Origin of the sequence: Kribbella sp. NPDC051137 (genome assembly GCF_040682535.1) — a bacterium.
Taxonomy (GTDB): domain Bacteria; phylum Actinomycetota; class Actinomycetes; order Propionibacteriales; family Kribbellaceae; genus Kribbella; species Kribbella karoonensis.
Window position 1 is genome coordinate 575833 of the sequence record NZ_JBFBBI010000002.1, and the last position, 18688, is coordinate 594520.

Here is an 18688-nt window from a genome sequence, read left to right on the forward strand (position 1 = left end):
ACCGCACACCGTACGCTGTGCCCATGAGTACGTTTCCCTGGTTGAAGGGGCATGGCACGGAGAACGACTTCGTGATCCTGCCCGACCCGGACGGTTCCGTGCACGGTGACCTCGACGCGGCCGTGGTCCGGTTCCTCTGCGACCGGCACGCCGGCCTCGGCGCGGACGGCGTACTGCGGGTGATCCAGGGGGACAAGCAGTCGTACGTCGAGGACGGCGGCGACTGGTTCATGGACTACCGGAACGCGGACGGCTCGATCGCGGAGATGTGCGGGAACGGCGTCCGGGTGTTCGTGAAGTACCTCGCCGAGGCAGGCCTGATCGACGGCAAACCGGTCCGGATCGGTACCCGCGCCGGCGTCAAGGAGGTCGCGCAGAACGACGACGGCACGCTCACCGTCGACATGGGCGCCCCGAAGCTCCCGGACGCGGCCGGAATCGTGGTGGAGGCCAACGGTCACCAATGGTCGGCGTTGCACGTCGACATGGGCAACCCGCACGCGGTCGCGTTCGTCGACAGCCTGGACGAGCCGGGCAACCTGTGCGACCAGCCCACGTGGACGCCCGCGGCGGCGTTCCCGCAGGGCGTGAACGTCGAGTTCGTCGTACGGCGGGGAGCGCACGACGTCCAGATGCGGGTGCACGAGCGCGGCGCGGGGGAGACCCGCTCCTGCGGCACGGGGACCTGCGCCGTGACGGTGGCCGCGGCGCGGCAGGCGCGGGACGAGCTGCCGGTGACCTACCGGGTCGGCGTACCGGGCGGTGAAGTCAGCGTCACGTGGCGTGCGGACAACCACCTCGAGCTGACCGGGCCGGCCGTCCTGCACGCGCGCGGGGAGTTCGATCGCGCCTGGCTGGCGGGAATCTGAGTTCTGCGTGGGGCGTTGACTCCTGGTAAACGGGTCGCTTGTACTTGGAGACCCGTGCCACCATGGAAGGTATATGACGACCCATTCACATGCTTTTGACGAGACCACCGACGTCGAACTTGACCTCCTTGAGGGCGAGGACTCCGGCGATTCGTTGACGGGTCACGATGACCACGAGCTGAGCACCGAGGGCCTCGACCTCGAGGAACGCCAGGCGCTCCGCCGGGTGGTCGGGATGTCGACCGAGCTGACCGACATCAGCGAGGTCGAGTACCGCAAGCTGCTGCTCGAGCGGGTGCTGCTGGTCGGCGTCTGGACCGAGGGCAGCGCCGAGGACGCGGACAACTCGCTGGCCGAGTTGAAGCTGCTCGCCGAGACGGCCGGCTCCGAGGTGCTGGACGGCGTGATCCAGCGCCGGAAGAAGCCGGACCCGGCGACCTTCATCGGCTCCGGCAAGGTGTCCGACCTGCGCAACCTGGTCGCGGCGCTGGGCGCGGACACGGTGATCGCGGACGGCGAGCTGGCGCCCGCGCAGCTGCGCAACCTGGAGGACAGGCTCAAGGTCAAGGTGGTCGACCGGACCGCGCTGATCCTGGACATCTTCGCGCAGCACGCGAAGAGCAAGGAAGGCAAGGCCCAGGTCGAGCTGGCGCAGCTGCAGTACATGAAGCAGCGCCTGCGCGGTTGGGGCGGAAACCTGTCCCGGCAGGCCGGTGGACGCGTCGGTGCGGCCGGCGGTGGCATCGGCGGCCGTGGTCCCGGTGAGACCAAGATCGAGACCGACCGGCGCCGGATCAACACCAAGATCGCCAAGCTCCGCCGGTCGCTCAAGGACATGAAGGGCACCCGCTCGACGATGCGCCAGGAGCGCCGCCGGAACCTGGTGCCCTCGGTCGCGATCGCGGGGTACACCAACGCCGGCAAGTCCTCGCTGCTGAACCAGATCACCGGTGCGGGCGTGCTGGTCGAGGACGCGCTGTTCGCGACCCTGGACCCGACGACCCGGCGTACGACGACCTCCGACGGCCGCGTGTTCACGCTGACCGACACGGTCGGGTTCGTCCGGCACCTGCCGCACGACATCGTCGAGGCGTTCCGCTCGACGCTGGAGGAGGTCACCGACGCGGACCTGCTGCTGCACGTGGTGGACGGTTCGCACCCGGACCCGATCGCGCAGATCCAGGCCGTTCGCGAGGTGCTGGCCGAGATCGACGCGACCGACGTACCGGAGATCGTGGTGATCAACAAGGCGGACGCCGCCGACCCGCTCGCGCTGGCGCCGATCCTGCACCGCGAGCCGAACGCGGTCGTGGTGTCGGCCCGGACCGGTGAGGGCATCGACAAGCTCCGCGAGCTGATCGAGGGCGCGCTCCCGCAGCCGCACGTCATGGTCGAGGTCCTGCTCCCGTACGAGCGCGGCGACCTGGTCTCCCGGATCCACTCCGAGGGCTCGGTCGAGCAGCTCGAACACACCGCCGAAGGCACCCGCATCAGCGGCCGCGTCCACCCCGCACTCGCGGGCGACCTGACGCCGTACGCGACCGTCTGAACGACGCAGAGCAGCCCCCGGAGATCACTCCGGGGGCTGCTCGCTGTCCGGCTACTTGCGCTTGCTGACCTGGACCTTCATCGAGGTGCCGGTCTTCGAGAGGACCTTGATGTTGACGCCGTTGTTCGGGACCTTGACGCTGCTCGTCGGCTGGTCGGCGGACCAGTACGACTTACTGTCGTTGAAGGTCGGTACGGCGTTCTGGCCGCGGACGTAGCTTGCCTGCCCGTTGACGTGCAGGGTGAACGAGTCCGCCTTCTCCAGCCCGAACGGTGCGTCGTACGCCGACACCCGCGGACGCCACAGCAGGCCGTCCATCCGGTTGATCGGCGTCGGGTGCGCGTCGACCGGCAGGATCAGGCCCGCGCCCGGGTGCGTGTTGGTGTTGTTGTCGGACTGCGAGGTGTCCCAGTACCAGATCAGCAGACCGTCCTGGTACGGGAAGTGCTCGACCTTGTCCGAGAGCGTGCTCGCCCAGCCGAAGTTGTACGGGCCGGTCTGCAAGTGCTTGTCGTAGGCGACGTAGTTGATGTTCGACGCCAGGTAGTAGTTGTCGTGCTGGCTCGTGTACGACGACCCGACCGAGCTGAATCCGTTCAGCGTCCAGCCGTCCGGCGACGTCTCCGCGCCGGAGTCGACCACTGTGGTGGACCCGGAGGTCACCTTGATGTCGTCGGCGAAGAACCCGATCCCGCCGGCTGCCGGGTCGGTGGCGTACCGGAACTGCAGGGTGATCGTCTTCCCGGCGTACGCCGAGAGATCGAACGTGGCCGGCTTCCAGCCGTTGCTGGTGCCGTCGATCCCGTTGCCCTCGGCATCGTTGGTGATGTTGCCCTTGACGGTCTTGAACCCGCTGCCGTCGTTCACGTCGACGTACGCGTAGTCGCAGGCCGTCGTACCGCAATCCTCGATGTCCCAGTTCGCCTGGAAGGTGAGGCTCGCAGGCTGCCCGGCCGGGAGTGTGACCTGGCGGCTCATCGTGTGCGTGAAGTTGTTGCCCTGACCGCTCCACCAGTCCTTCGTCCCGGACGGCGGCTGGACCAGTTGGTGCTCCACCTGCTTCTTCGGCAGCGTCACCACCAGGCCCTGGGGCTTCTTCGAGTTGTACTCGTGCGGGCCGAGGTCGACGGTCCGGTTCTGGCCGGCGTTCACGATCTCGTAGTCGAGCCAGCCGAGCTGCAGCTTGTCCCACGCGTTGAAGTCGGCCGCCTGCTCGCCGATCCCGCCGTCGGACGGCTTGCCGACGCGGCTCTGGGACATGATCGTCCACCAGTTCACGCCGTTCTCGACCGCCGCACCCGAGGTGTCGTACTCGTCGGGCAGCCCGAGGTCGTGGCCGTACTCGTGCGCGAACACGCTGATCCCGCCGTTCTCCGGCTGGATCGTGTAGTCACCGACGTACATGCCGGTGTCGCCGATCTGCGCGCCGCCGTTCGGGTTGGTCGCCGGGCCGCCCGGGAAACCGGCGTACCAGCGGTGCGACCAGATCGCGTCCTCGCCCTGCCACGGATCGCCGTCGGCCTGGTCGCCGCCGGAGTGCACGATCTGGAAGTGGTCGATGTAGCCGTCCGGTTCGTTGAAGTTGCCGTCACCGTCGTAGTCGTAGCGGTCCCACTGGTCGAACGACTTCAGGTCCGCGGTGATCTCGGCCTTCGTCCGGCCCTTGGCCTCCTGGTCGGCGACCCACTGGTTCACGGCATCCTGGATCAGGTTCCAGGTGTTGTTGCAGACGTTGCCGGAGCACGGGTAGCCGTTCGAGCGGCCGTAACGGGCCTCGTTGTACTTGACCTTGACCCAGTCGGTGACCTCGCCGGACACCGAGTACCGGCCCGACGACTGCTTCTCGTAGTAGCTCTTCAGCGAGTTGCCGCTGCCGAAGTACATGTCCTGGTAGTGCTGCCGGCTGTAGTCCGCCTGCCAGACCGTCGAGTTGTCGACCGAACGGTCCGGGGCCGGGATCTCGTTGTGCAGCGGGCCGTCGAAGCGCGCCGGGCCCGGGAAGTTCGGCGAGGTGTCCTTGTCCGGGTAGTTCGGGTGCCGCTCGTTGCCGAACTCCGCGAGCACGACGAAGATCCGGTCGGTCTTCTCCCGGGAGAGCTCGACGTACTGGTCGGCCTTGCGCTTGGCGGTCTTGGTGTTGTTCGTGGCTTTCGCGCCCAGGTTGACGACCGTGCTGCCGTTGCGCTGCTCCGGGGTGGCCTGCCCGTTGATGACCTTGGTCAGGGCTTCCTGCCGCAGTTCACGCCGCTTGTCCTCGAGCGGGCTGGACAGCTCGTCCGGTGCGGGCGCTGCCTCGCCGGCGACCGGCGCCGACCCTGACGTGGGCGATGTGGCGGCGTTCCCGGCCGAGGCTGCGGCGATGCCGAGCCCGGTCGTCGCCGCCAAGGCCAGGCTGAACAGCCCGGCGGGTAGCTTGCGCACGATTCCCCTCCGTGTGTGATTACGCTGCGTTGTCGATGCTCCCCCGAGCGTGAATTGGGCCCGAGATTACGGGGAAAATCCGGCAAGCTGAAGTAGAACTGAGAAAAACCTGTGAACGAGCGGGGAAACCTGCGTCCTGAGTAGAAGGGCTCACGCGTGCCCCGTGCCGGGCTTGGCAGACTGTCCCGGGTGGAGCGCCCGACCGTCGACCTGCTGCAGCCGCTGTGGCGTGCGCTGGTCGCGTTCCGGGTGCTCACCTGGGTGTTCGCGTGCCTCGGCGTGTGGTCCCGGTGGGACGGCATCGTCCGGCCGTACGGCGCGGTCCTGCAACTCACGGTGATGGGCGTCTGGACGTTGGTCTCGTCGTACGGCTACAGCATCCGCTGGGGGCGCCGGAACACGCGGCTCGCGTTCGTGGACCTGATCGTCACGGTCGGCTGCATGTACGCCACGCTCTGGGCGCAGCCGTTGCTGGACATCCGCGCGGGCGCGTCCGTGCTGACGTCGGTGTGGGCGGCGGGGCCGGTGCTCGCGCTCGCGATCGCCCGCGGGCGGGACGGCGGCCTGCTCGGCGCGGTCACGATCAGCCTCGCGTTGCTGTCGCTGCGCGGGGTGGACCACGTGTCGAAGATCCTCAGCAACGTGCAGTTGCTGCTGGTGGCGGGGCTGGTGGTCGGATACGCCGCCACCACGATGCGGCAGGCGGGGGAGCGGCTGCGGTCGGCGATCGCCGCGGAGAGCGCGACCGCGGAACGGCTGCGCCTCAGCCGGTCGATCCACGACGGCGTACTGCAGGTGCTGGCACAGGTCCAGCGCCGCGGTACGGCGATCGGCGGCGAGGCGCTCGAACTGGCCGGGCTGGCGGCGGAGCAGGAGGTTGCCCTGCGCACGTTGATGTCGTCACGGCCTGCCGTCGCCTCGGACGGTGACCGGGTGGACCTGTGCGGGCTGTTGTTGCCGTTGGCCACCACGCGCGTGGACGTCGTCGTACCGGCGCTTCAGGTGCTGCTGCCAACGGCTACTGCCACCGAGTTGGTTGCCGCGGTCAAGGAAGCGCTGAGCAACGTGACCAAACACGCCGGCCCGGAGGCTCGGGCGTGGGTCGTCGTGGAGGAGCTGGGTGACGAGGTCGTGGTGTCGATCCGCGACGACGGACGCGGTACGACGCCCGCCCGTCTCGAACAGGCCCGCGCCGACGGCCATCTCGGCGTCAGCCAGTCGATCCGCGGCCGCATCACCGACCTCGGCGGCACCGTCACCGTCCGCACCGCCCCCGGCGAAGGAACCGAATGGGAGCTGAAGATATGACCGTTGTCCTTCGATCGGGAGGTGCCCGGCGATGACCCGCGTGATGATCGTCGACGACCACCCGATGTGGCGCGAGGGCGTCGCCCGCGACCTCGGAAGCCGCGGGTACGACGTCTGCGCGACCGCCGCGGATGTGGTGTCCGCCGTCAAGATCGCCCTGGCCACCCGGCCGGACGTCGTGGTGATGGATCTGCAGCTGGGCACCGGCTCCGGCGTCGACGCCACCCGTGAGATCACCACGGCGCTGCCCGATACCCGTGTGCTCGTCCTGTCCGCCAGCGCCGAGCAGGACGACATACTCGCCGCGGTGAAGAACGGGGCCTCCGGGTACTTGGTGAAATCCGCGTCACTGGACGAGTTCGACGACGCGGTACGCCGTACCGCCGAGGGCGACGCCGTCTTCAGCGCGGGGCTGGCCGGACTGCTGCTGGGGGAGTACCGCCGCCTGGGCGCGACCGGCCCGGAAGTCCCCCACCTCACCGAGCGCGAAACAGAGGTCCTCCGCCTGGTCGCCCGCGGCCTCACCGCCAAGCAGATCGCCACCCGTCTCGTCCTCTCCCACCGCACCGTCGAGAACCACGTCCAGAACACCCTCCGCAAACTCCAACTCCACAACCGCGCCGAACTCGTCCGCTACGCCCTGGAAAACGGCCTCACCGAGTAGCACCCCCCGCGTGCCCGATCCGGGCACGTGACCGGCTTGGGGAGGACTTCCCGCCCGGATCGGAACAAGAATCCTCCCCAGGCCTGCCAGGCCACGTGGGAGGTCGACTGACGTTACGGTTGCGACACGGTCGCTTGTGTGATTGTGGGGCGTTCGTACACTGGGCGTTCCACGGCTGCGTGGATGCTCTGTGTCATGACACCTGCGCTGTGGGTGCCCACCTCCGGAGGCTTCGGTGAACCGGTCGTCCCTTGTCCGTGCTCTGCTCGCGTTCCTGGTGCTGGCGGCGTCGACGTACGTCACGCTGACCGCGAAACCACAACTGGGTCTGGACCTGCGCGGCGGGACGCAGATCGTGCTGGAGGCGAAGGACTCGCCGACGGTGAAGGCGACCAAGGAGACGACGGACAAGGCGACCCAGGTCCTGCACCGGCGGATCGACGCACTCGGGGTCAGCGAGCCGAACGTCACCCGGCAGGGCGAGAACCGGATCATCGTCGAGCTCCCCGGCGTTCAGGATCCGCGGGAAGCCGCGAAGGTGATCGGCAAGACCGCGCAGCTGACCTTCCACGAGGTCCTCGACCAGGTGGCCACCAAGCCGGCCAAACCCGCGGCGGGGGAGACCTACCTGCCGACCGAGCAAGGTCAGGGCTTCCTCCGGCTGGCCAAGCCGGCGATGACCGGTGAGCTGGTCAGCGGCGCGGAGGGCATGCTCGACCCGCAGCAGGTCGGGCAGGGCTGGTTCGTCGAGATGAAGTTCAAGGGCAACGGCGGCAAGACGTGGGCGAACATCACCGGCAAGGCAGCCTGCCAACCGGTCGGTACGCCGCAACGCCTGATCGCGATCGTGCTCGACAACGAGGTGATCAGCGCCCCACAGGTCGACCCGAACGGTGGCAACCAGCTCTGCAACCTGGGTATCTCCGGCGGTACGACGACGATCTCCGGCGCGTTCACCGAGGAGGACGCCAAGGACCTGGCCGCGCTGATCTCCGGCGGCGCGCTTCCCGTGCCGGTCGAGGTGATCGACCAGCGCACGGTCGGCCCGTCCCTCGGGCAGGACGCGATCCAGGCCAGCGCGCTCGCGGCGATCATCGGCCTCGCGCTGACGGCCCTGTTCATCATCGTGGTCTACCGCCTGGTCGGCCTGATGGCGGTCCTCGGCCTGATCGGGTACTCCGCGATCTCGTACGCCGCCCTGACCGCGATCGGCGCCACCCTCACGCTGCCCGGCCTGGCCGGTTTCGTCCTGGCGATCGGAATGGCCGTCGACGCGAACGTCCTGGTCTTCGAGCGCGCCCGCGAGGACTACATCGCCGGCCGCACCGACGGTCTGCGCCGGTCGCTCCGCAGCGGATTCCAGAACGCGCTGTCCGCAATCGCCGATTCCAACATCACGACCCTGCTCGCCGCCGGTCTGCTGTTCTTCCTGGCCGCCGGCCCGGTCCGCGGCTTCGGTGTCACGCTGTCGATCGGCGTCATCGCGTCGATGCTGTCCGCGCTGGTCGTCACCCGCGTCTTCGCCGAGTTCGTGGTCTCACGAGGCTTCGTACTGCGTCGCCCGGCGCTGAGCGGGATCGCGGGCCACGGACGCGTCCGGACCTGGCTCGAGGCCCGTCGGCCGTCCCTGATGAAGCACAGCAGGCGCTGGCTCGTCATCACCGCCGTCGCGATCGTGGTCAGCGTCGCAGGTGTCGCCGTCCGTGGTCTGAACCTGGGGATCGAGTTCACCGGCGGCCGGCTGCTCGAGGTCAGTACGGCGCAACGCATCACGCCGGACCAGGCCCGCGCAGCGGTCGCGGAGGCCGGGTATCCGACCGCCGTCGTCCAGGCCTCGGGGGCCGACGACTTCACGATCCGGACCGGGACGATCAGCGACGACGAGGCGGAGAAGATCCGTGAGTCGATCTCCCGGACCGCCGGCGACACCGAGGTGCTCCGGAACGAGAGCATCGGCCCGTCGCTCGGCAAGGAGTTGCGGAACAAGGGCCTGATCGCGCTCGGCATCGCGTTGTTCGCCCAACTCGCGTACCTCGCCGTACGGTTCCGCTGGACCTTCGGTGCCGGCGCCGTCCTCGCGCTGCTGCAGAACGTCGCGGTCGTGGTCGGGATCTTCGCGTGGACCGGGAAACCGATCGACGGCGTCTTCCTGGCCGCGATCCTGACGATCATCGGGTACACGGTGAACGACTCGGTCGTGGTGTTCGACCGGATCCGTGAGACCCGCAGTGCCCGAGCCACCGGCAACCTCGGCACGACGATCGACACCGCGATCGTGAACGTGCTGCCGCGGACCATCAACACCGGCATCTCGACGTTGTTCATCCTGGCCGCGCTGCTGTTCCTCGGCGGCGACTCGCTGGCCGACTTCGCGCTCGCGCTGCTGCTCGGCATCGTCGTCGGGACGTACTCCTCGAACCTGACCGCCGCACCGCTGCTGCTCGAACTGGAGCGCCGCTTCCCGGCCCCGCCGCCGCGCCCGAAGCGCGCGCAGGTCGACCGCGACGCCCAGCCGGACCGCGGGGCGGTCGTCTAGGTTATCCACACCCCGCGGCGTCGACCGGAAATCTGTCGGCGTCGCGGGCTAGGGTGTGGCGGTGGGTGTTGATGTCAAGGAACTGCTGGAAGCCGCCGTGTCCGGGATCGCCGGGCAGACCCGGCCCGGGCAGGTGGAGATGGCGCAGGCCGTCGACACCGCGATGCACGAGGGGTCGCACCTGCTCGTCCAGGCGGGCACCGGCACCGGCAAGTCCCTCGGGTACCTCGTGCCCGCGCTCGTGCACGCGATCGAGGACCGCCGGGTGGTGGTCTCGACGGCGACCCTCGCGCTGCAGTCCCAGCTCGTCGACCGCGACGTACCGGCGCTGCTCGACGCGACCGAGAAGCTCCTGCCGCGGCGGCCGAAGTACGCGATCCAGAAGGGCCGGAACAACTACGCCTGCCTGCACCGGATCCGCGAGGGCGCGCCGGACGAGGACGGCATGCTGGTCGACGTGCCGCCGGCCGGGGAGATCGGCCGCCAGGTGGTCGAGCTGCGCGACTGGGCCGAGCAGCAGCTCGCGGACGGCGCGGCCGGCGACCGGGACCACGCGCCCTCCCACCAGTACCAGGCCTGGCAGCAGGTCGCGATCGCCGCGCGCGAGTGCCTCGGCGCCCAGAAATGCCCGTACGGCGAGGAGTGCTTCGCCGAGAAGGCCAAGGAAGAGGCCCGCAAGGCCGACATCGTCATCACCAACCACGCGCTGCTCTCGATCGACGCCTTCGAGAACCGGACGGTCCTGCCCGAGCACGACGTGGTGATCGTCGACGAGGCGCACGAGCTGCCTGCCCGGGTCACCGGCGCGGCCGGCGACGAGCTCTCCCCACAGCTGGTGGAGCGGGCCGCCAAGCGGGCCCGCCGGTTCGTCGACGACGACAAGGCCGACGACCTGATCGACGCCTCGGACGCGCTCCGGGCCGCCCTCGACGGCACCCGGGAGGGCCGGATCGAGCCGAGCAACACGCTCGTCCTGGAGGCCGCCGGCCTGGTCCGCGACGCGGCCCGCGGGCTGTACTCGGACCTGAACAAGAAGTCCGACGACAAGGACGACCCGGACGGCGCCAAGCGGCAGTCCAAGGGTGCGGTCAAGGAGATCTTCGACGTCGCCGAGCGGGTCGCCGCGTTGAGCGACGCCGACGTGGTCTGGATGATCGACCGGGACCGGTTCGGCCGCGAGCTCCGGATCGCCCCGCTGACCGTCGCCGGCCTGCTCCGCGAGCTGGTCCTCCGGGACCGCACGGCGGTGCTCACCTCCGCGACGTTGACGCTCGGTGGCGACTTCGACGCGATCGCCCGGCAGGTCGGGCTGAAGCCCAGCGACAAGCTCGATGACGACGCCGAGATGCCGGAGCTCGACGAGGCGGACGAGCGCGGTCCGCTGCCCTGGCGCGGCCTCGACGTCGGCTCCCCGTTCGAGTACGAGAAGCAGGCGATCCTCTACGTCGCCAAGCACCTGCCGGCGCCGCACCGCGACGGTCTCGGGAAGAAGCAGTTCGAGGAGATCGTCGACCTGATCACCGCGGCCGGCGGCCGGACGCTCGGGCTGTTCTCCTCCCGCCGCGCCGCCGAGGCCGCGACCGCGGCGGTGCGCGAGGCAACGGATCTCAAGGTGCTCTGCCAGGGCGACGCGCAGCTCGGCGAGCTGGCCCGTGAGTTCGTCGAGGACCCGGAGACCTCGCTGTTCGGCACCCTGTCGCTGTGGCAGGGGATCGACGTCCCCGGCTCGACCTGCAACCTGGTGATCATCGACCGGATCCCGTTCCCGCGCCCGGACGAGCCGCTGATGGCGGCCCGGCAACGCGCGGTCGACGAGGCCGGCGGCAACGGGTTCATGTCGGTCGCCGCCACCCACGCCGGCCTGCTGCTCGCGCAGGGGACCGGCCGGTTGATCCGCCGCAGCACCGACCGCGGCGTGGTCGCGATCCTCGACCCGCGGATCGTCACGCAGCGGTACGGCGGGTTCCTGCGCGCCTCGCTGCCGCCGATGTGGCCGACCGCGGACCGGGAGAAGGTGCTCGGCGCGCTGAAACGACTGCAGTCCTCATGAGCCCGGTGACCGGTCCGCCGGTGCTGCCGATGATGGCGTCCCTGGGGGAGATGCCGTCCGGCCCGGGCTGGTCGTACGAGCTGAAGTGGGACGGCATCCGGGTGATCGCCGACGTCGACGACGGTGTCTGCCGGTTGTGGTCGCGGAACAGCCACGACGTGTCCGGCGGATACCCGGAGCTGATCGGTCTGGCGGAGGCCCCGGGCCTGCGGCTGCCCGCCGTACTGGACGGGGAGATCGTCACTCTCGACGAGCACGGTGCGCCGTCGTTCGGCCTTTTGCAGCGGCGGATGCACGTCCGCGACCCGCGCCAGCTCCGGCATCTGATCACCGAGGTGCCGGTGTCGGTCCGGCTGTTCGACGTGCTCCGCTTCGACGGCAAGTGGTTGCTGGAGGCAACGTACGACGACCGGCGCGGGCTGCTCGAGTCGCTGGACGTCGGCGACCCGTTCTGGGAGGTCCCGCCGGCGTTGGCCGACGGCGCCGAGGCGCTCGAACTGTCCGCCGCGCAAGGGCTCGAGGGCGTGGTCGCCAAGCGCCGCAAATCGCGGTACCTGCCTGGTCGGCGGAGCTCCGACTGGATCAAGATCAAACCGGTGCAGACCCGCGACGTCATCCTCTGCGGCTGGCATCCGGGCGAGGGCAACCGGGAAGGCAGGATCGGCTCGTTCTACTGCGGCGCGTACGACGGCGACGAGCTGGTGCTGATCGGCAAGGTCGGGTCCGGGCTGGACTTCGCGACCCTGGAGATGCTGAGCGCCGAGCTGACCGGCCTCGAGATCGACCGGCCGGCGTTCGACCCGGCCACGATTCCGTCGACCGACCGGCGCCGGGCGCATTGGCTGGACCCGGTCCTGGTCGCCGAGGTGACGTTCTCCGGGTGGGGCGGCGACGGCCGGCTGCGGCATCCGGTCTGGCGCGGTCTGCGGCTCGACATCGACCCGGAATCGGTGCTTCTGGACCGCACCTGAATACATTTCACGACATGCAGCCGACCCCGAATTGTTCGGAATGCGGCGAATAGCGCGCGTCGCTGCGACAATTTCCGTTCAACTGTCGCAGGAATTCACCGATTGTCAGTCGTTCGTTTTCGGCGACGGCGCCGGAACGGCCAGTGCGGCCTCGATCTTGTCGGCCAGCTTCTCGGGTGCGTGGGTCGGCGCGTAGCGGGCGATCACACCGCCGTCGCGGCCGACCAGGAACTTGGTGAAGTTCCACTTGATCCGGCCGCCGAGCAGGCCGCCCTGCTCCCGCTTCAGCCAGTTGTACAACGGGATCGTCCTCGACCCGTTCACGTCGATCTTGGCGAACATCGGGAACGTGACGTGGTAGATCGTCGAGCAGAAGTTGGCGATCTCGTTCTCGTCGCCGGGCTCCTGGTGGCCGAACTGGTCGCAGGGGAAACCGAGCACTGCGAAGCCCTGCCGGCGGTAGGACCGGTAGAGCTTCTGCAGGCCGGTGTACTGCGGGGTCTGGGCGCACTGCGATGCCACGTTCACCACCAGCAGCACCTGGTCGCGGAAATCGGCAAGAGACTGTTCATTGCCTTCGATCCGCCGCGCGCTGAAGTCATAGACAGTCGTCATGTCTCAATGCTGACACGTCACGCCGGACTTCGCTCGCCGTCCGATATGTCAGACTCGGCGCAGAACTGTTACGACCTTTCCGAGAATGGTCGCGTCCTTGCCGTCGATCGGCTCGAAGGCCGGGTTGTGCGGCAGCAGCAGGATCTCGTTCTTGGTCTTCTTGAACGTCTTCACGGTGGCCTCGCCGTCGATCATCGCGGCCACGATGTCGCCGTTCTCCGCGGTCGGCTGCTGCCGGACGACGACCCAGTCGCCGTCGCAGATCGCCGCCTCGATCATCGACTCACCCTTGACCTTCAGCATGAACAGCGTGCCCTCGCCGACCATTGCCTTGGGCAACGGGAAGACCTCCTCGATCTCCTGCTCGGCGAGGATCGGGCCACCGGCGGCGATCCGGCCGACCACCGGCACGTACGCCGCGTCCGGGTGCGCGTCGCCGGCGCCGGTCTCGTCGTACGCCGTCTGCCGCACCGGGCCGAGCGCCGACCGGCGGGCGGCCGCGTCCACCTCGCCCGGGTAGCGGACCTCGATCGCGCGCGGGCGGTTCGGGTCGCGGCGGAGCAGGCCCTTCTGCTCCAGCACCCGGAGCTGGTGCGACACCGAGGAGGAGCTGGTCAGCCCGACCCGCTCGCCGATCTCCCGCATCGACGGCGGGTAGCCGCGGCTGTCGACCGAGTCCCGGATCACGTCCAGCACGCGGCGCTGCCGCGGCGTCAGGCCGGTCGCGTCGGCCGGCCCGTCGGGAAGCTCGGCGACGGTCCGGTCGGCGTCCTTGGCCGGCTTGCCGGACGACTTGCCCGCTGCCTTGTCCACGCTCATTGCTCCTCGGGTCGGGCCGGCGAACCCGCACCGGCCGAAAGCTTGCTCGACTGAGATGACCGTAGACCGAATCTTGAGATTCTTCAAACATCTGTTCGAAGGCGTGTCGGTTCGCAAGTTTGTTCGGGTGTCGGGTTATAGGGCGTACGCGGGCAGCTTCGGTGTCAGGAATTTTCTGGGCGTGTCGCGGTTGGAAGTGGTTGCGCGACGGGCGGCTGTCGGTTAATCATTCGTACAGACGTTCGATCGAACAGGTGTTCGGGTCGGTCGGCAGGTCGCTTCCTCCGGAAATTGTCGGAGGCGGCCGATAGACAGGAACCACACCGTAGAACGTGCACCAACCGAGGTCTGGAGGACTGATGAGCACAGCAGCCGTTGCGGCCGACGCCCTGGCCCCGCGCCGCTCGACGAAGACCGAGCCACACCTCAAGCTCGTCCCGACAGAGCGTCAGATGGCGCCCCGTCGTCGGATCGAGGGTGCGACCACCGACCGGATGCCGGTGCGTGGCTGTGCCGGTGAATCGGTGGCGCGGCGAGCGCACGTCGAGCCTGCCACCCTGCGGCTCACGCGCCGCGGGCGGATGCTGCTGACGGCCGTTTCGGTGCTGGTCTTCGGGGCCGCGGTGCTCGTCCTCGGCCTGCGGATCGCCGGCGTCCTCGAGCCCGGCCCGCACTTCACCCACACCGTCCCGGTCCAGGTCGCGCCCGGTCAGACCCTCTGGTCGATCGCAGAGTCCACCAACCCCGGCCAGGACCCGACGATCGTCGTCGAGAAGATCGCGAATCTGAACAAGCTCGCGACCCCCGCCGACATCACCCCCGGTCAGACCCTGCAGATCCCGGTCGCGGGTTGAGCCCGGCGCGCCACTCGTCGGCGAGCAGCGCGTAGACGTACTCGTTCGCCCACTCGCCCTTGAACCGCAACGCCTGCAGGTGATGCGCCTCGCGCCGCATCCCGAGTCGTTCGAGCAGCCTGGCCGACGCGGTGTTCCGGTCGTCGAGCACCGCCACGATCCGGTGCAGTCCGAGCTCCTCGAAGCCGACCCGCAGCATCTCCCGCGCGGCCTCCGCCGCGAATCCCTTGCCCTGGTAGTCCGAGTGCAGCGCGAACCCGATCTCACCCTGGCGATCCGCCTCGCTGGCCCACTTCAGCAGTACCTCGCCGATCACGGTGCCGGTCTCGCGCAACTCGATCGCCAGTACGAGCCACTGACCGGCCTCGGTCAGCTCTCCCTGCGGCAGCTTCCGCTCCAGCGCGACCCGGGTCTCCTCGCGATCCCGCACCGGCCACGGCGTGTACCGCACCACCTCCGGCCGCGAATGGAAGGCGAACAGGTCGTCCAGGTCGCCCATCCGATGCGGCCGCAGCTCCAGCCGCTCGGTCAGCAGGGGATACGCGGGTCGGAATCCGGTCACGGTGCCATCCTCGGAGCTATTGTCTAATGTCGTTAGACAGTACCCCGACGGACAGCGAGATTCCATGAGTAATCGCGACCCCTCGTCCCATGCGGCGGCCGGCATCACGGTCCCAGCGATCGCCGACGCGGCGCTGACCGTGATCCGGGCGGCCGGCGTCGACGGCCTGACGATGCGCGTGGTCGCCGACCGCCTGCAGGTGCGCGCGCCGTCGCTCTATCACCACGTCCGCAACAAGTCCGAGCTCCTCGACCTGGTGGCCCGGAACGCGTTCGACCAGTTCGCCGCGGACACCACGGCGTACGGCCAACTCCGGACCGTCGACGAGTGGATCGAGCTGACCCGCTCCGGCTCGCTGGAACTGCGCGCGTTCTACGCCGAACATCCCGGGCTGGCGGGCCTGATCCAGTCGAAGATCACGCCGGACCGGGATCGCGGCGAGGGCTCGCGCGCCGAACTGGTCCGGGCCCAGATCGAGGCCTTGGTGCGGATCGGCGTACCGGAACCAGATGCTCGGCACATCTTCGAGATCACGGCCCGCTGGAGCCTGGCCGCGGTCGTCGCCGCGGACGACGTCTTCGCCGACGGCCTCGACCTGTTCCTGTACGGCGTCCGCGCCCGCCTGAACGCGCTGATCAGCTGACAGTCGTCAGCCAGAGTTCGGCGTACCGCTCGGCGTCGACCGCTGTCGCGACCTGAATCACCGGCGCCGGGCCCTGGACGTCGTTCGCCTGGTCGGACGCGGTCCGGGTGTCGACGATCGTTCGCCCGCGCGACCAGCCGCCGGACAGCTCGACGCGCACCGGGTGCGGCTCGGTGGTCAGCCCGGACGGGTCGATCACCGCGCACACCGCGCCGCCGTCGCCGATGCTCCCGCCGTCCGACTGGTACCGCTCGCTGCGCTTCTCGATCAGCTTGCGGGCCAGCTCCGCCGACGGCGAGCCGCCGAGTTTGCGTGCCTGCTCGAGTGTGACGACGACGTCGTAGAACACGTCCAGCCCGTACATGGTGACCGCGACCCCGAGCTGGTTCGCCGCGGCCAGCACGATCGCGGCCGCCTCCGGATCGCTCCAGATGTTGAACTCCGCGGACGCCGTCGCGTTCCCGATGCCCGCCGAGCCGCCCATGAAGACGATCTCCCGCAGCCCGGCCGCGGCCTCCGGATACGTGCGCAGCAGCAGCGCGACGTTCGTCATCGGCGCCAGCGGGACCAGTGTGACGAGCTCGCCCGTCGCCGCCGCGTCCCGCAGTACGTCGCGCAGCAGCTCGACCGCGTGCCGCGGATCGGTCGGCCGCGTCGACCGCGGCCAGTCGAGATCCCCGAGCCCGTCCTCGCCGTGGACGTGTCGCGCCGGACGCACCGGCTGGATCAGCGGTACGGCGGCACCGCGGGCGACCGGCACGTCGGGACGGCCCGCGGCGTCGAGCACCGTGAGCGTGTTGCGGACCACGTCGTCGATCCCGACGTTCCCGCCGGCGCAGGTCACCGCCTTCAGGTCGAGGCCCGGGTGCCGGGCCGCGAGCAGCAGTGCGCACGCGTCGTCCAGGCCGGTGTCGACGTCGAGCACCACCGGCGTCCTGGTGGTCACGAGCGCACCAGACGGGCGATCGCTGCGGACGCCTCCTTGATCTTCTCGTCGGCCTCGGGTCCGCCCGCCGCGGCGGCGTCGACGACGCAGTGCGTGAGGTGGTCCTCGAGCAGGCCGAGCGCGACCGATTCGAGGGCCTTCGTCATCGCCGAGACCTGCGTGAGGATGTCGATGCAGTACTTCTCGTCCTCGACCATCCGCTGCAGCCCGCGGGCCTGGCCCTCGATCCGCTTCAGCCGCCGCAGGTACGCGTCCTTGTCGCCGATGTAACCGTGCTGCGCATGCTCAGCGACCGGTTCCGCCACGCTCACCACATCCTCCCAGGTTCCCGCTGAACCCTACCGTCCGCGGGACCACTCTTGCGTTTCTCCTGATACCCCCCTACGGTATCCGTCGATACCCCATACCGGTAAGGAGTTCAAAATGAGCGAGACGAAGTCGTCGCGGCGGTGGTGGGCACTGGCCGTCATCGCCGCGGCGCAGTTCATGGTGATCATGGACACCTCGATCGTCGGTGTCGCGCTGCCGAAGATGCAGGGCGAGCTCGGGTTCGGTCCCGGCAACCTGTCGTGGGTGTTCAACGCGTACGTCGTGGCGTTCGGCGGACTGCTGCTGCTCGGCGGTCGGCTGTCCGACCTGCTCGGGGCGCGGCGTGTCTTCGCCGCCGGGTGGGGCGTACTGCTGGTCGGCTCGCTGGTCGCTGGCCTCGCCTCCGGCGTCGGGTCGGAGCTCGCGGGCCGCGCGGTCCAGGGCGTCGGCGCCGCGTTGATCGCGCCGTCCGCGCTGACCCTGCTGATGATGCTCTTCGGGGCGAACCCGGGGGAGCTGACCAAGGCCATCGCCCTGTACGGCGCAGCCGCGCCGGCCGGAGGTACCGCGGGGGTGTTCCTCGGCGGGGTGATCACGCAGTACCTGTCGTGGCCGTGGGTGTTCTACCTGAACATCCCGATCGCGCTCGTCGCGCTGCTCGCCACGCCGGCCCTGATGCCGCGGGCCGAGGCGCGGTCCGGATCGGTCGATGTCTTCGGCGCGCTGACCGTGACGATCGGATTGGCCGCGGGGGTGTACGCGATCGTGCGTGCCCCGCAGGCAGGCCGGGCGTCGACGGTGCTGGTCGGCGCGCTGGCCGTCGTACTGCTGGCGGCGTTCGTGGCGGTGCAGGCGAAGCGGCGGCAGCCGTTGATGCGGCTGGGGATCTTCCGGACGCCGAACCTGGCGGCTGCGAACCTGGCCCAGTTCCTGCTCGGCGCCGCGTGGATCCCGATGTGGTTCTTCCTGAACCTGTACCTGCAGCAGGTCCTCGGTCTCGGGGCGTTCCCGAGCGGCTCGGCGCTGCTGCCGATGACCACGCTGACGATGCTCGGGATGATCGTCGTCGCACCACGGGTGATCGCCAAGGCCGGACCGAAGAAGACGCTGGTCGGCGGAATGGCGGTCCTCACGGCGGGCCTCGCCGCGCTGTCCTTGATCCGTCCGGCCGGCTCGTTCTGGGGCGACGTACTGCCGGGATCGCTGCTCGCCGCGGCCGGGATGTCGCTGGCGTTCATCCCGAGCCTCGGGATCGCGCTGTCCTCGGCGCGGCCGGAAGAGGGCGGGCTGGCGTCGGGCCTCGTGAACACCAGTTACCAGATCGGCTCCGCGCTGGGGCTGGCCGCGATGACCGCGGTGGCGGCCGCGAACGGGGCCGACCTGCTCACCGACGTTGCCGCGCTGACCGACGGGTACTCGGCGGCCGTCGTGGGTGCGGCGGTGGTCGCGGCGGCAGGCGCCGTAGTGGCCGCCGTGACGCTGCGGACGCCGGGGGTGAAGGTCCGGGAGGAGGCGCTGCGGAGGCCGTAGTTTGCGCCTCGGAACGGCCCTTGTGGTGGCGCCACGCGGGAC

At 69.5% G+C, this 18688-nt stretch carries 16 protein-coding genes; 10 read left to right on the forward strand and 6 right to left on the reverse strand.

From position 1 onward, the window contains the following. The first annotated feature begins 23 nt into the window (after positions 1–23). Positions 24–869: a diaminopimelate epimerase gene (gene dapF, locus AB0M51_RS10245; RefSeq protein WP_344188078.1), complete on the forward strand. Its 846-nt coding sequence runs from the start codon at positions 24–26 to the stop codon at positions 867–869. Between the two features lie 73 nt (positions 870–942). Next, entirely contained in the window at positions 943–2418 is a 1476-nt protein-coding gene (hflX, locus tag AB0M51_RS10250) for a GTPase HflX (protein ID WP_344188077.1), read from the forward strand. A gap of 51 nt (positions 2419–2469) precedes the next feature. Here the strand turns inward: hflX and AB0M51_RS10255 are convergent, their stop codons facing one another. After that, on the reverse strand, positions 2470–4839 hold the full coding sequence (locus tag AB0M51_RS10255) for an immune inhibitor A domain-containing protein (protein ID WP_344188076.1): 2370 nt from the start codon (positions 4837–4839) through the stop codon (positions 2470–2472). A 189-nt stretch (positions 4840–5028) separates the two neighbouring features. Here AB0M51_RS10255 and AB0M51_RS10260 point away from each other — a divergent pair, with 189 nt between their 5' ends. The 5 genes from AB0M51_RS10260 to ligD all read left to right on the forward strand — a co-directional run bounded on the left by AB0M51_RS10260 (position 5029) and on the right by ligD (position 12368). After that, positions 5029–6147, forward strand: a complete 1119-nt coding sequence (locus AB0M51_RS10260) for a DUF5931 domain-containing protein (RefSeq protein WP_344188075.1) — start codon at positions 5029–5031, stop codon at positions 6145–6147. A 31-nt stretch (positions 6148–6178) separates the two neighbouring features. After that, positions 6179–6811 carry a response regulator transcription factor gene (locus AB0M51_RS10265; protein ID WP_344188074.1) on the forward strand — a complete coding sequence of 211 codons (633 nt, stop codon included), beginning with the start codon at positions 6179–6181 and terminating at the stop codon, positions 6809–6811. A 235-nt stretch (positions 6812–7046) separates the two neighbouring features. Beyond that, entirely contained in the window at positions 7047–9347 is a 2301-nt protein-coding gene (secD, locus tag AB0M51_RS10270) for a protein translocase subunit SecD (protein WP_344188073.1), read from the forward strand. A 55-nt stretch (positions 9348–9402) separates the two neighbouring features. Then, positions 9403–11397, forward strand: a complete 1995-nt coding sequence (locus AB0M51_RS10275) for an ATP-dependent DNA helicase (protein ID WP_344188072.1) — start codon at positions 9403–9405, stop codon at positions 11395–11397. Continuing rightward, positions 11394–12368, forward strand: a complete 975-nt coding sequence (ligD, locus tag AB0M51_RS10280; protein ID WP_344188071.1) for a non-homologous end-joining DNA ligase — start codon at positions 11394–11396, stop codon at positions 12366–12368. Before AB0M51_RS10275 ends, ligD begins: the two co-directional genes overlap by 4 nt. A 105-nt stretch (positions 12369–12473) precedes the next feature. On the opposite strand, the gene AB0M51_RS10285 is transcribed toward ligD, so the two are convergent. Together AB0M51_RS10285 and lexA are read right to left on the reverse strand one after the other, a co-directional pair. Beyond that, entirely contained in the window at positions 12474–12983 is a 510-nt protein-coding gene (locus AB0M51_RS10285) for a glutathione peroxidase (RefSeq protein WP_344188070.1), read from the reverse strand. Between the two features lie 48 nt (positions 12984–13031). After that, positions 13032–13796 carry a transcriptional repressor LexA gene (gene lexA, locus AB0M51_RS10290; RefSeq protein WP_344188069.1) on the reverse strand — a complete coding sequence of 255 codons (765 nt, stop codon included), beginning with the start codon at positions 13794–13796 and terminating at the stop codon, positions 13032–13034. 365 nt (positions 13797–14161) lie between these two features. On the opposite strand from lexA, the gene AB0M51_RS10295 reads away from it, so the two are divergent. Continuing rightward, positions 14162–14656, forward strand: a complete 495-nt coding sequence (locus AB0M51_RS10295) for a LysM peptidoglycan-binding domain-containing protein (RefSeq protein WP_344188068.1) — start codon at positions 14162–14164, stop codon at positions 14654–14656. Here AB0M51_RS10295 and AB0M51_RS10300 read toward each other — a convergent pair. Beyond that, entirely contained in the window at positions 14616–15218 is a 603-nt protein-coding gene (locus AB0M51_RS10300) for a GNAT family N-acetyltransferase (RefSeq protein ID WP_344188067.1), read from the reverse strand. The genes AB0M51_RS10295 and AB0M51_RS10300 overlap by 41 nt on opposite strands. A gap of 64 nt (positions 15219–15282) precedes the next feature. Between AB0M51_RS10300 and AB0M51_RS10305 the strand changes: the two genes are divergently transcribed. Next, the gene (locus tag AB0M51_RS10305; protein ID WP_344188066.1) at positions 15283–15861 is read left to right on the forward strand and encodes a TetR family transcriptional regulator; all 579 of its coding nucleotides are present in this window, start codon (positions 15283–15285) and stop codon (positions 15859–15861) included. Here the strand turns inward: AB0M51_RS10305 and AB0M51_RS10310 are convergent. Then, a complete protein-coding gene (locus tag AB0M51_RS10310; RefSeq protein WP_344188065.1) occupies positions 15854–16807 on the reverse strand; it encodes a nucleoside hydrolase in 954 nt (317 codons plus the stop codon). The genes AB0M51_RS10305 and AB0M51_RS10310 overlap by 8 nt on opposite strands. Then, a complete protein-coding gene (locus AB0M51_RS10315; RefSeq protein WP_344188064.1) occupies positions 16804–17118 on the reverse strand; it encodes a metal-sensitive transcriptional regulator in 315 nt (104 codons plus the stop codon). Before AB0M51_RS10315 ends, AB0M51_RS10310 begins: the two co-directional genes overlap by 4 nt. 112 nt (positions 17119–17230) lie before the next feature. Here AB0M51_RS10315 and AB0M51_RS10320 point away from each other — a divergent pair, with 112 nt between their 5' ends. After that, positions 17231–18646: an MFS transporter gene (locus tag AB0M51_RS10320; RefSeq protein ID WP_344188063.1), complete on the forward strand. Its 1416-nt coding sequence runs from the start codon at positions 17231–17233 to the stop codon at positions 18644–18646. Positions 18647–18688 lie beyond the last annotated feature (42 nt).